This is a genomic window from Pollutibacter soli (assembly GCA_029269725.1).
Taxonomy (GTDB): domain Bacteria; phylum Bacteroidota; class Bacteroidia; order Chitinophagales; family Chitinophagaceae; genus Pollutibacter; species Pollutibacter soli.
In genome coordinates this window covers 623,238-636,990 of record JARJHS010000002.1, presented here as the reverse complement: position 1 = coordinate 636,990, position 13,753 = coordinate 623,238, and the positions used below count along the sequence as shown (strand labels likewise).

13 protein-coding genes are annotated in these 13,753 nt (G+C 40.3%); all 13 read right to left on the bottom strand.

Annotated features, from left to right (window positions below; all coding sequences use genetic code 11):
• Positions 1-21: 21 nt before the first annotated feature.
• The 13 genes from P2W82_RS07235 to P2W82_RS07175 all read right to left on the bottom strand — a co-directional run bounded on the left by P2W82_RS07235 (position 22) and on the right by P2W82_RS07175 (position 13,750).
• Positions 22-843 (bottom strand): FkbM family methyltransferase, encoded by an 822-nt coding sequence (locus P2W82_RS07235; RefSeq protein ID WP_336515186.1) that lies wholly within the window; start codon positions 841-843, stop codon positions 22-24.
• Entirely contained in the window at positions 815-2,062 is a 1,248-nt protein-coding gene (locus tag P2W82_RS07230; protein WP_336515185.1) for a glycosyltransferase, read from the bottom strand. Before P2W82_RS07230 ends, P2W82_RS07235 begins: the two co-directional genes overlap by 29 nt.
• Positions 2,063-2,072: 10 nt before the next feature.
• Complete coding sequence (locus P2W82_RS07225) at positions 2,073-3,170, bottom strand: glycosyltransferase family protein (RefSeq protein ID WP_336515184.1); 1,098 nt, start codon at positions 3,168-3,170, stop codon at positions 2,073-2,075.
• A gap of 81 nt (positions 3,171-3,251) precedes the next feature.
• Positions 3,252-4,313: an acyltransferase family protein gene (locus tag P2W82_RS07220; protein ID WP_336515183.1), complete on the bottom strand. Its 1,062-nt coding sequence runs from the start codon at positions 4,311-4,313 to the stop codon at positions 3,252-3,254.
• Between the two features lie 2 nt (positions 4,314-4,315).
• The gene (locus P2W82_RS07215; RefSeq protein ID WP_336515182.1) at positions 4,316-5,371 is read right to left on the bottom strand and encodes a Gfo/Idh/MocA family protein; all 1,056 of its coding nucleotides are present in this window, start codon (positions 5,369-5,371) and stop codon (positions 4,316-4,318) included.
• Between the two features lie 14 nt (positions 5,372-5,385).
• Positions 5,386-6,219, bottom strand: coding sequence for a glycosyltransferase family 2 protein (locus P2W82_RS07210; RefSeq protein WP_336515181.1), 834 nt, complete (start codon positions 6,217-6,219; stop codon positions 5,386-5,388).
• Positions 6,220-6,253: 34 nt separating this feature from the next.
• A complete protein-coding gene (locus P2W82_RS07205) occupies positions 6,254-7,231 on the bottom strand; it encodes a glycosyltransferase family 2 protein (protein ID WP_336515180.1) in 978 nt (325 codons plus the stop codon).
• A gap of 27 nt (positions 7,232-7,258) precedes the next feature.
• Positions 7,259-8,290, bottom strand: coding sequence for a glycosyltransferase family 2 protein (locus tag P2W82_RS07200; protein WP_336515179.1), 1,032 nt, complete (start codon positions 8,288-8,290; stop codon positions 7,259-7,261).
• Positions 8,290-9,387 (bottom strand): acyltransferase family protein, encoded by a 1,098-nt coding sequence (locus tag P2W82_RS07195; protein WP_336515178.1) that lies wholly within the window; start codon positions 9,385-9,387, stop codon positions 8,290-8,292. The genes P2W82_RS07200 and P2W82_RS07195 overlap by 1 nt, the downstream gene beginning before the upstream one ends.
• Positions 9,384-10,400: a glycosyltransferase family 2 protein gene (locus P2W82_RS07190; protein ID WP_336515177.1), complete on the bottom strand. Its 1,017-nt coding sequence runs from the start codon at positions 10,398-10,400 to the stop codon at positions 9,384-9,386. Before P2W82_RS07190 ends, P2W82_RS07195 begins: the two co-directional genes overlap by 4 nt.
• 3 nt (positions 10,401-10,403) lie before the next feature.
• The gene (locus tag P2W82_RS07185) at positions 10,404-11,573 is read right to left on the bottom strand and encodes an acyltransferase family protein (protein WP_336515176.1); all 1,170 of its coding nucleotides are present in this window, start codon (positions 11,571-11,573) and stop codon (positions 10,404-10,406) included.
• Between the two features lie 4 nt (positions 11,574-11,577).
• Positions 11,578-12,870, bottom strand: a complete 1,293-nt coding sequence (locus tag P2W82_RS07180) for an ABC transporter ATP-binding protein (RefSeq protein ID WP_336515175.1) — start codon at positions 12,868-12,870, stop codon at positions 11,578-11,580.
• Between the two features lies 1 nt (position 12,871).
• Positions 12,872-13,750, bottom strand: a complete 879-nt coding sequence (locus P2W82_RS07175; protein WP_336515174.1) for an ABC transporter permease — start codon at positions 13,748-13,750, stop codon at positions 12,872-12,874.
• Between the last annotated feature and the right edge of the window lie 3 nt (positions 13,751-13,753).

Sequence of the window (13,753 nt, the reverse complement as noted above, 5' to 3'; positions counted from 1 at the left end):
AAGCAAAGAATTTCCGGTTTTTTATGCGCGAACTGTGAAATGACAGATTTCAGGTGTCCCTTCCCGAGGGTGTTTGCCTGTTTCAAAAACCTCGATTGATGAATATATGGGTTCGAGAAGTTCAAGACATTTTTTTCCTATAGCCGGAGAATGTACTTCAATCATCAATAATGGCTTTTTTGTACGCAACAAATTCAAAGCTCCTTTAAGTACAAACTCCTCGGCACCTTCCACATCGATCTTTATAAAGTCAGGCGCCGCATATCCTTTTTGCTGAAGATCATCTAATGCAACGCAGGTGACTTCCAGATCCTGCAATCCCTTTTCGCCTGCCTGGAACCCACTCGCCTCAAGCTTACCCATCGTTTCCTCCGGCATCAATTTAAAAATGGCCGTGCCGGATTTGTCGGAAACAGCCGCCTGTATTAATTCAATGGGCAGATTTTTGTTCTCATTGATCAGCTTCTGAATATTTCTGATGTTTGTTGGCATAGGTTCAAAGACCAATACCTTCGACGCCCCTTTCAATGCCATTACGCCTGCATAATATCCTTTGTATCCTCCGATGTCGTAACACACCATACCCTTCTGAATATTCGCAGCCAGTGCTTCCGAAAATTCAATTTCCCAGGTGCCGATCCACATCTGTTTATCACCAGGCATTCTTACAGGGAATTTCAATCCTTTTGCGGGGCCACCGGAAATCGTGGCAACAAATTCTTTGTCATTCATCATTCTCTTAACCAGAAAATTCTGCACTTGTTTCAGTACGGGAATTTTGCGGATCTTATCACGAAACCTGAATGGTACTAAATCAAGCGCTTTCTGTAGTATAGCTGACATGCAGAAATTTTTTTTGAATCAACTTTAATAATTTTTTCTCCTGAACTTCTCTCGAAAAAAGTTCCGTAAACCGTTTTTTGACCTGGCCAGAATCTACTTCTGTTTGTAACAATTTTGATACCCCATCGGCCCAGCTGGAAATATCATCCGAATTAACAATCGCAATATTTCCTGGAAATTGCTCCGCTACTTCAATCTGACCTTGTGTATCGGTCGCCATTATTTTCAAGCCTGCCTGCAGATACTGAAGAATTTTATTGGTAATGGTCACTTTTCGACTGTCGGAATTGCTCACTTCAACAGCGAGCCCGATATCAAATCCTGAAAGAAAAGGTATTAATTGTTTGTGTTCGATGAAATCATGAATATGTAACTCGTGGCCATCTGCCGATGGAAAGAGACTCTTGATCAGGTTAACATAATCAGGATCATTCATTCCCAATAAATGAAGTTCTACCGGATATCTCAGACGGGACACCATCTCTACCAGCTGTTCGATACCACGATCGGGTCCCAGATTTCTGCTGAACCAGATCAGCTTTGGTTTTGATTTACCCAACTTTTCAGCAGGAACTGCATCAATATTTTCATCACTGCTGAAACCGTTGTAAATGACAGTAACATCAGCATTTACCTGGCAGGATTTTTTAATTGCGTCTGCCATCGATTTACTCGCTGCTACACAATAAACGCCTTCCACTAATGCTGATTTCTCTAATGATTTGAGCAATTTTACAGGTCGCCCCGGAAGCAGATAATCTCTGCTATACCAATCTTCAAAATCAAAAGCTACTTTTTTTCCAGCTGCAGCAAGTTTTCTTCCTGCGTGAAATGCGCATTCCAGATGTGCGACATACAATTCTGCTTCTTCTTTCAGTGCAGCAGTATACATCAGGTCCGGCGCGTAACTGATTGCATAAGGAAGTTCTATTCCAATCCTGACTAACTCAGAGCACAACCTTTTGCGGGTGCGATAATAAAATGAACTGCTACCAGAAATTTCTCCTGGTATCAGGTTAAAATAAGGTTTATATTGAATCTTGTGTCCTTTCAAAATAGCGAAATCTCTTTCTCTTAATTCTGAAGAAATCCACATGGTTAGAATCACAACTTCAAAACCATGTTTCTCAAAAAAGAATGCATCTTTCCAGAGACGTGGGTTTATAGACACGTGATGATCAGACAGCAAACACACTTTTTTCACGGAACGCTCAGCCACTTTTCTGTTTTCAGTTTGCCTTTTTATTAATAATGTTTTCTACTCTGTGAATCTGCTCGAGATAGGTATTCTTTAAAGCAAATTCAATTCGTTTTCTCTGCAATTCTGTTTTCTCTCCTTTGCTGACCCTCTCCACAACGCGATCAAAAAGATCGGGAAAGCCGGTATTATCGTCGCCCGGCATCATATCCACCAAATCGCTGTCTTTGTACACATCCATATGATGAGTCACCAGCGGTTTGCCTGTGCTCAGGTACTCGAGTATCTTGTGCGGATTTGATCCATCCCACATCTTGCTCACGTTTAATTTCCAACATACCCAAAGCAGATCCACACCGGTGATTTCTCTACTGAGTACTTCCGGGTGCACAGGACCTTTGAGAACAACATTGGGTTGCTTTTTCAGGAAATCAATAAACTCAAATACAGAGTCATTATTAAACGCAACAAGTTGTCCCTGTCTTTCGTACTGTCCCCAAAAAATAAAATTTATTTCGGGATGCCTTTCAATTATAGTTTTCATGGTTGCTCTGTCGGGAGCTTCCATCAGGAGATTGCCAATATAACCTGCAGTAATTTTCTCAGGAATGATTTCAGAACTGCGCATTAACTCCGCTAAACGAGATTTAGCTCTGACAGCATAGTAATTACTCAATCCGTGGTTGATAAAAAATACCGGGCGGTGACCACGCTTTAACTGGTTGATTCTCGATTCAGAAAGTGCAAGAGAAAAATCAGCAGTCTCTGCTTCACCAGGAAGATAATCCAGGGCCAGCAAATCAGCGAGAAAAAATATTTTTACTTTAGCTTTAAACCAGTTCAGGTTACCAAAGCGATAAGGGTCAAAGCACCAAACAACATCGGGCGTAACTCCCGTTTCTTTCAAAAGTATTTTCACCTGCTCCTTCAATAATTGTTTGAATACAAAAGCAGGAAGAAATCTTTTACCACGATAGACTGGTTTGTAGGTGACTATCTTCAGGTTTTCTGTTTCTTCAGCACCTTTAATCTCAACACCCTTGCAGGAAATTTCCGGAGGATTAATGTAATAGACTTTGTTGCCCAGGCTTGCGAGCTCTAATGCATAATGATGTTTTGAAAACCGCATAACTCCCCATTTTTCAGGAGACAATATAAAAACAGTTTTATTTTGAAATTTAAAGCTCATACATCAATACCTCTTCAGACATCAATTTTTAAAGTAAACATCTTTCAGAGAAAGAATTGGTTTTTCAATGAACCTGTAAGAAAGTGACGCTACTCCGATGGTCAGGGCGGAAAATAGCGGAAGTTTTATTATCCATGAATGCCATCTTACAACACTAAGCCCGGGGATGACATTAAAATCTAAAGAAAGCCAGAAAGGGTCAAAAATATATTTAGAAAAATAATAAGCTATCGGCACATGGAACACATAGATCCCGTATGAGATTGTTCCTATATAGACGGCGAACTGACTCTTCAGCAAATTATTAATCCAGCGGACGTTAAATTCAGAATGAGAAGCCTTCAAAACCAGGTACAATGAAAACAGGCCGAGAAAAATATATCTGAAACGATAGGTTGTAACCAAACAAATGATTAGCAGGACATACACCCCATACTCTACGTACTTATTCTTAAAAATCTCAGTCGGAATTTTTTCAGTCTTATATAGAATTGCGCCCAGGGCACCAAATCCAAGCGATCCCATTCGGGTTAACAAACCCACGTAATTGTATGGATTTAAAGGCTCGATAATTGAAAAGGATAACTGAGCATAGGAGACTACTATCATCACGATGATAATAGATAACAGGACCTGAAGATTTTTCCGAAGTCCAAGAACTACAAATGGCCAGAAAATATAAAACTGTTCTTCAACGCAAAGCGACCAGAAATGATTGACAGGAGTAAATCTCAAATCAAAATAAATCAACGCATAGTTAAAAGTATAAGTGAGAAGATAGCCTATATATTCTCTGACTACTTCCAACTGCAATAGAAAAAGGACAAGAATAGTGAGGTAGTAAATGGGAAAAATTCTCAAAGTCCTTCGACCAAGAAAATTTTTATATGCTATTCCGAATTTCTTTTCGTCCGATTTTAGAAGAATATTTGTAATAAGATATCCGCTGATTACAAAAAATAAATCGACACCATAATAGCCAGCAGAAAAACGAGAGCCAATAAACTGAGCAAAATGTTCAATCAGCACAAAGGCAATAGCAATAAATCTTAGTCCGTCAACCTTCCGATAATATTGATTCACAATTAAGTTGTTTCTTTTATCTCTGCCTTTGATTTTAGATTGCTATTTTGAAATGCCGAATGATAGATTTTCTCGATGAGGCGAATTGTTTGCGAAGCCCCTACGCAATCATTCTTTAGATTCATTCCCTCGTTTATTGCGAAAACCAACTTTTCGTAAACTTTATCATGGTTACTCATCGAACCTGTATAATGGCCATAATCATTCGCTGGGTTGCCTTTTTCGAGCTTTCTTATTTCCTGTCCTTCCATTTTCTGGTATTCCAGTGTATTCAGATACTCACCACCAATTTTTATTGTTCCTTTTTCTCCGAATAAAGTAATGGAACCTTCCATATTGCGGGCAAAACTATTAATGGTAAAATGCAGGTTACCTATACAGGCGTTTTTGAATTTCAATATAACAACGCCCTGGTCTTCGAAATCAATGCAATTTTGATGGCCCGCGTTATTTGTTATTGCAAAAACTTCGTCTGGTTCACCTACCATCCATATCAACAGATCAAGAAAGTGACTGAACTGTGTGTACAGGCAACCACCATCCAGGTCCAATGATCCCCGCCATCCGTCGTTGAAATATTCTACAGGCCTGTTCCAGAAACAATTCACTTGTACGCTGTATAATTTTCCCAATCCACCTTCATCAAGAATCTTCTTTACAGCTAAAACGGGTGGATTAAACCTATTTTGCTTTACTATGTATAAAATCCGGTTTGCTTTTTCTGCGGCACCAATCATTTCTTCGCAATCACTGTAATGAATTGCCATCGGTTTTTCACAGAGTACGTGACAACCATGCTCCAGAGCCTGAATACTCTGTTGCGCATGTAAACCGTTTGGTGTACAAACGGCAAGTATATCCGGCCTATGCTCTGAAAGCAACATCGAATCGAGGTCAGTAAAAGCAACGGCACCATACTGTGTTGCAAGCTGTTCTGCCTTCGCATTTACAATATCGCAAACACCTGTTATGATTCCTCTCGCCGCCATCTGCTCTGCATGGCGTTGCGAGATTCTTCCGCAACCGACAATACCAAACCGAAGGGGAGATTTGCTCATGCTAAACTCAATCATTACTTCCAGGCCGATGCAAAGCGCATATATCTCTTCGCAGCAGACAATTTCATTTTCACAAAGGATCGCATTGCCTGCTTTTTATATTTATTTTTCAGATCTGCTGATATCTCTTGCCTCATTTCACCTGAAAGAGGATTAGAATGATCAAGTAAATGCTCTTTTCTTAATGACTCATAAACATCCAGGTATTTCTCATAATCTTTTACCTCCTGTTCTCCATGCCTGCGATACCAAACAATGCCATGCGGCATAAGTACGACCGGAAATTGTTTTGCAAGCCTGTGCCACATATCAAAATCACCCGCCATTCGGATTTCACGGAAACCATTTACCTGTTGAAAAACATCTCTTCTTATAATTGAAGAAAGTGGCGCCTTGTGAAAAAGTCCCGGGCCTTTGTAGTGATACAGGTAAGCTTCCCGCGGCGAAAGTATAAAGGGAAAAGGTGCTTTATCTGATTGATGAAGTGAACATAATCCCCACCCGGCGTCACTATACTTTTCCATGGCTTCCACCAACAACTGCAATCCCCAGGGATAGATATAGTCATCTGCATCAACATATTTCAAATACTTCCCCGAGGCGAGTTCCGCTGCACGGTTTCTATTGGGATAATCGCCGAGATTTTTTTCATTGATATGCAGTTTTACCCTGCTATCTGACTCGGAAATTTTTTTTACAATATCAACGGTTTTATCAGAAGAACGATCGTCAACAACTATCAGCTCCCAATTTTCAAATGTAGATGCACGTACGCTTTCAATCGCGGCTCCGATATATTTCTCCCTGTTATAGGCGGTCATAAGCACACTTACCAATGGGACTGACAAAATTGTTTCGTGTTTAAATTTTGTTGTTGCAAATTTAATTTATTTGCGCACCCTGTTTCTGGCGTGCTGTATGTTGCGGCGCAATTCCGCAATATTGAAAATGAAGCTGATCAAGTTGTGATTCGCCTTTCGTCAGCGCTTCGTGAAACATGGAAAATACTTTCATGCGAACCTTCCATCGCATCATATTATATTTCCACCAGTAAGATTGCTGACCTAAACTCAGCTTACCTGAGTGAAACACCAGTAACTTAAAAATTCTCAATTTTTTTTTAAAATTGAGGACATCCTTTGGTGGCAACGACCCGAAGTGTCTATACCTGAAATACCAGGTCGTAAGTAATCTTTTGAAAATATAATCTTCAGTTTCGTGGTGATAATGATAAACAAAAGCACCGGAATCATAAGCAATCTTTCTGTTGCTTTGCAATGCATCTTTTGCCCAGGCCATATCTTCTCCAAATACCAAATGCTGAAAGGGTATCTCAAGCAACTCGCTTCGCTTGTACATGGCATTTACATTATCCCAGCGACAGGCAAATTGCTTCTCTTCAGGAGATAACTTCTCAAAGCTGTTGTTGCTGTATTGAAATTTCTGTACCTGCAATGCAGAAATAGGTCTGTACCAATCGACCGGATTTTTATCGGAGTCATGTGGCACCGCCTGCCCGCCACAGACAGCCGAAACTTCAGGATCATTTTTAAAAACATTTACCATTCTTTCCATCCAATCCTTTCCCGCAGCGCGGGCATCCTGCACAGTCAGCAATACATATTCTCCTTTAGCCTCCCGAACACCAATATTCCTGGTACTTCCATGATTGAACTCAGCACCATTAATATGGATCAGCTTAAAGGGATACTGTGAAAGGATCGGTAAAGTGTTGTCCGTAGATCCTGAATCGAGAATCAATATTTCTATCTGATTGAATAAAGTCTGTTTCCGGATACCTGCAAGACAGGATTCAATCCATGTTTCTCCGTTCTTCACGGGAATTACAACTGATATCAATATGTTTTTGCTTTCGGGCACGTTTACTCAGGTATATTCCGGTTCAGCATCAAGCGGGACCCTCTGTAGCGTCTCACTCTGTGCGTTTTTAAAAAGTTTATTTACCTGCTGATCCGGGAAACGAAACCTGGGTATGATGCCCAGACTTAGTTTTTCCATGAGAAGGTTTTTATTCATAAGTGAATACTCGGCTGGAGTAATAACACTTTTATCGACACCAAAAAAAAGCACCTCTTTTGCAAGTGACTTGTTTCGGCTATGCAACGCCGTTTTCAAAACGGTAAACATCAAACTACGCAGGCTTGCCGGATCAATATTTTCAGCCGACAGTCTTTCTGCATATTTGTTCCAGAAATAAATTCTTGAACGGTTCTTTTCTTCGGTGTAATATTTTGTCCTGCTGATACTATCGGCAGAATTGCCCCGAACAAAGTAATCAACAGTCGATTCCCAAAAAACCTCATAGCCAGGCTTTAGCAGTAGTGCCTGGAGATGAAAATCGATATCCTGCCAGATACTGAGTGCAGGGTCCCATTCAAGTCGATGCGTTTCAAGAAAATCCTTTGTCCAGAGAACGCCGCTCGTTTGCCAGGTACTATCGAATGCGGCAAATCTTTGAAGGTCACTAATTCCCCTACTGCTTCTGACATTCCACATCACCGGTTTATGCTCTGTATCCGGGAAAATCACTGCGCCTGGGAAAACCCAGAAGTCGAGATTTGAATGTAACGAGGCTGCATTCACCCTTTGGTCCAGGCATGTATGGCAAAGCAGATCATCAGAATCAAGGAAAACTATATAACGTCCCCTGCTGGCCCGCATACCCGAATTCCTGCATGCATTGCCTCCTTTCATCCCAGACTCTCTTTTTATAATTCTCATCCTGTTGTCTTCTCGCGACAACATATTTACAAGGTCCTGGCTTCCATCATCTGAATTATCATCAACAAAAAGTATTTCCCAATTCGAATACGTCTGAGCCTGTACCGATTGTATTGTAGCGAGGATGGTGTGCGCCCTGTTGTAATTGGGTATCACTATTGAAATCAAAGGTTCCATCAATAAAACTTCGCTTTTAATTTTAATAGTGGCTTTTCAATCATATAAAAAGAAGCTGTCGCTATTATTATCGTCAACGCAGTAAAAGCCAGAAAAGACATTATCCAACTGTTATAGTATAGAAAATTGATTTTGCCTTTTATGATCGATTTCCACCAATTTGAAAATCTTCTTTCAAATAATACTAAAAGTACGAGGTGATATATATAAACACCGTAAGAAATTTTTCCAAGATACCTCACAGGTGCATGGTCTACTATTCTCGACCATAAAGTTGGCATATTCAATGCTCCCCATCCTACAAGATAAAATCCGATAATTGCACACAGTGTTGCACTAAAAGTCTGAAGTATCACACCCTGTGTTGGAAGAACAAGATTCAGAATGATAAAGAAAACCAGAACCAACAAAGGCAACCATCGATATGATAAGAGTTTTTTCAGGAACTCTATCCTGGTCAATTTTGTATGGGCAAGAAGTGCTCCAAGTCCTAATGAGTCCATACATGCCATCATTGCACTGTGATTAAATACTTCAAACTCCCGGAACTGAAATGTGGTGGTTAAAAATCTGAGCAGGATCGAAAGGCATATAAATGCAATAACGAAATATCTTTTCAGCAGAAGTGGAACAAGGATAAGAAGTAATGGCCAGATCAGGTAAAATTGTTCTTCAACGCAAAGAGACCAGAGATGACCCATGACTTCGCTGATTCCACCAAACCAAATGTCTTTAATATTGAGCGTATAAGTAAAACTCCAAACCACATCATGCCTGCTGTTTTGCACATCAAAAATGGTCAATAATGCAATCGTCAGGTAGTAAATCGGAAATATGCGCAGTACTCTTTTAACATAGAAATTCTTCAGAATTTCACCGGTTTTTTTCTGCGCATGAATTTCCCTGAGCAGAATTTCTGTGATCAGAAATCCGCTCAAAACAAAGAACAAATTCACACCCAAAAAACCTAAACGGAACACTTTTAACCCGGGAAAATATTTTACAACGATAAAATGGGATATCAACACCAGAAATACGGCGATTCCCCTAAGACTTTCTAATTGTACATAAAATCTTTGTGACCCCGTATCAGTCAATGGGCGATTCTTTTTTTTGCAGCAACAATTTTTGAAGTTGCTTTTTTACCCAACGCCAGGATAGCAAGTGTTTTCCAGGTGTTAATGTCCCTCCAACCTTCCCTTAGTGCAAGCATTGCTATTCGTGCAGAAGCCCGATAATCATGTGCGTTCAGATGAAGGGGAAGATAGTATAACAATAAATCCGACTGATAATTTCTACCAGCGGCTTTCTTTTCCTGTTTTACCTCCAACGGAGGCGAATCAGTTTCTGGTTCAACGCCCCGCTGCAGGTCATCTGTTTGTCGCTCAGCCCTCTGTTCAAAAAAACGAAATGCCAGGTTTCTGAAGATTTCGTTTTTGTTACCCAGTCTTTGTGTTGCTGAACTTTTATTCAATCTCACAAAATAATCACAGCGATGTATCACTGCCGCTTTGTGTTTCTGAATCAGGCGAAGCCACAGATCGACATCTTCCGCTGTTTTGAAAAATGTTCTGTACCCTCCAAGATCTTCTAACACTTTTTTTTCAATCAATACGGTAGCGTGCGTGATAGGACTATATGGCCTGAAATGCGATCTCCGGACGTCAATATATTCGTTACCTAAAAAAAAATTGTCTGATGGTTGTTTGTACGACTTTGCTACACAACCTTTTTCTGTCATAAAAGCGATTTGTGTTGAACACATTACAAACTCCTGATGCTGCGAAAGAAATGCTACCTGCTGTTCCAGTTTATCCGGAAGGCATGTATCATCCGCATCATGCCTCCATATCCATTTGCCTTTTGCCAGATCAATCGCGCGGTTTAATGTGGAAGCCACACCTCGATTCTCCTGTTCGAAAAACCTGATCCTTTCATCCTGAAAAGACCGTACGATTTGAGATGAGTTATCGGAAGAACCATCATTGATGACTATAAATTCGAAATCTCTGAAGGTTTGCTGAAGGATACTTTTCATCGCTGGCACCAGGAAAGCTCCTGCGTTATACACGGGCATTACAACCGAAACCAATGGATTCTCACGGGGCATGAATCAGCTATAATTAAATTTCCCTTTTAATTTATTGAAGGGCTTTTCAATAATAAAATATGAAAGACTCGCAAAAATCACCAGGTATATCACCCATATTGATTTTTTTAGTATTGGATCGAGACCTTCAAGCGAATTATACATTGTGAATCCTAATCCTATTTTGAGCATGATAAAATCAATAATACTTAGTATCAATGGAAATGGGCCGTGGAAAAGATAGATTCCGTAACTGATTTTACCGAGATAGATTGTTGCAGGATTTGAAAATAGCTTTCCTTTCCAACCAGTAACATTGTTGATTAATCCTTTAATCATATACACTGACAGCCAACAAAATATCGTAGGGAATATCAGATAGAATGCATAGGATTTCTTAAATAAAAGCAAAACGATACATACCGCCAGCAAAATTATTCCTGACACATTTTTCTTCATTAATTCAATCCACCTGGGAGCCTCATCTTTATACCTCATGAAATAAGCCAGAAGACCACCGGCCGCAAAGGAGTCGACACAGTTGGGCATCAACACACGCATGGAAAGTTCCGGTTTCGGATCGGCAGAAAACATTGATGCTGCTTCAATTGATAAAAGCCTGAACAACGGGGCTGCAGCGAGGCATATATAAAAAAAAGCAGGAAGTTTCTTAACAGGTATTACCAGGATAAGTAGCGGCCAAATTAAGTAAAACTGTTCTTCGACCGCCAGTGACCACAGTGGACCAATCATTCCATCCCAGTGTTGCTGCTTATAGGTAAGAAGGTTTGAGGCATACAGTGCATACCAACCCATCTTCTCACGAATATGCTCAAACGAAAATATAAAAAGAAAAGCCAGTAGAAAATAATAGATCGGGAAAATCCTTAAACTTCTGCGGACGTAGAATGTTTTTAATATTTCACGTTTTGAAACCTGGCCCGTATCGAGTGATTGTTTGTTTCTGAGAAGTATCCCGGTAATCAGAAATCCACTTAATGTGAAAAATATTAAAACGCCCAGAAATCCAAAGTCAAAAAGATGACTTATACTAGATGCAAACCAATGTTCAAGGATTACCAAACCCACTGCCAAACAACGCAATGTATCCAGCTGCTTATAGTATGTACCGGTATGAGCCTGGGGAACACGTTCAACGGTTGCTACAGACGAAGAAGCTATGGTGTTTTGCATGGAATTAGTCCTGGCTGAAAAGAACGTCCTGGTAAAACTTGTTGTATTTCGCCTGTAAAATTTTTCCGCTGTTGTAAACGTCTGTCATTACCAGGTTAAAACGTACAAGATCCTTGTACAGGTAAGAACGGCGGAGTTCCACATCGCCGAAATAAAAGTCGATGATATATTCTTCATTGCCGAAAAGTCTGAATTCAGGAAACTCAAATCTTATCACGCCATTCGTCTCATTATTCTGTATTTTCTGACCGAGGTGATTGGTATCAACTTCAAAAACGAATTCCTCCTGGCTATTCTTCACCATAATACCAAACTCCCTCATTTTACTTCCCCTGTTTAAGGTATACCTGAATTCAAAAGCTACTTTTGATCCGGTGACTAAGGTGTTGGTTTTAACTCCATCACAAAATAACTGAGCACCTGTGACCTGTATGTTTAAAGACTTGTCATTGAAATCTGTAAGGTCGTAGAAACCATCTTCCTCACTGGTCTTCGCACCTGAAGTTGCCGATTTGTTATATAAGCGTATTGTATCATCAATATCGCCTTCAAACTTGATTCCTCCATTCTGCATATAGATTCCTTTGTTGCAGAGTGAAGCAATGCTTGCCATATTATGACTTACAAACAAAACCGTTCTTCCGTCATTCTGGCTAACAGATTTCATTTTTCCGAGAGCCTTTTTCTGAAATTCTGCATCACCCACTGCGAGCACTTCATCCACGATAAGGATTTCGGGTTCAAGATGCGCTGCAACGCCAAAGGCCAGGCGAACATACATTCCACTGCTGTATCTTTTCACAGGAGTATCTATATATCTCTCCACACCGGCAAAATCGACGATCTCATCAAACTTTCTTTTGATCTCGTGTTTGGTCATACCAAGGATCGCTCCATTCAGGAATATATTATCCCTACCGGTAAGCTCGGGATGAAATCCTGTGCCTACTTCAAGCAAACTGGCGATCCTTCCTTTTGCAGAAATAGATCCTGTTGTTGGCTTTGTCACCCTTGATAGAATTTTCAACAGTGTGGATTTGCCCGCACCATTTCTTCCGATGATACCTACAACATCTCCCTGGGCAATTTCAAAATTGATATCCTTTAATGCCCACACATATTCGTCGCCTTTTGCATCCCGTTTGTTTTCCTGGCCCAGTCGCAGATAAGGATCATTCTTACCCCTGATTCTATGCCACCACCTGTTCAGGTCATGACTTAATGTACCGGTTCCCACTTCTCCAAGACGATAGAGCTTGGAGATATTTTCAGCATGTATGATGATGTTCTTTTCCACTTTATACAGTATCCATGAAGCTTTTCTCGACCTTATTAAAAACTAAAATTCCGACCATAACCAACACTATGGTTACTATTGTTGAATAACCCAATTGCGTCCAGCTGAAAGTTCCCGTTCCCAGGAACATATATCTGAAGGTTTCAATGATGGGTGTTATGGGATTGAGTTTGATAATCCAACTGTATGTTTTATTCATTGCTGACAACGGTAGAATTACCGGTGTCGCAAACATGAGTAACTGAACGCCAAAAGCAAGCAAAAAACGCAGGTCCCGGTATTTTGTAGTAAGTGATGAAAATATAATCCCCAGGCCAAGTGCCAGGCCTGCCATCAATAGTACTAACAATGGCAATAAAAGGACATAAATATTGGGATGAATCTTATCCGTCCCGATCATATAAAAAAGCCACACCGCAAGAAAAAGGCAAAACTGGATTCCAAACCTGATGAGGTTTGAAATCACAATTGACAAGGGAATGACTAACCTGGGAAAATAAACCTTTCCGAAGATATTAGCATTCGCGATAAAAGTATCGGATGTCTTTGTAAAAGACTCTGAGAAATACATCCAGCAGGTTACACCTGACAAATAGAAAAGCATCGGAGGTAACCCATCCGTACTCAGCTTTGCCATCCTGCTGAAAACAATCATGAATGTGAGTGTCGTCAGTAGAGGTTGAATGAAAAACCAGATAGGTCCTAGAATTGTTTGTTTATAAAATGCCACAAAGTCGCGACGTACAAGTAGCCAAAGTAAATCACGGTACTGCCATAGTTCTCCGAGATTAATTTCAAAAATGCCGGACTCTGGCTTGATTTGCGTATCCCATTTCTGTATTGCCTGTGCCTTCATTTCAATAAAACAAGCAGCCTTCACAGG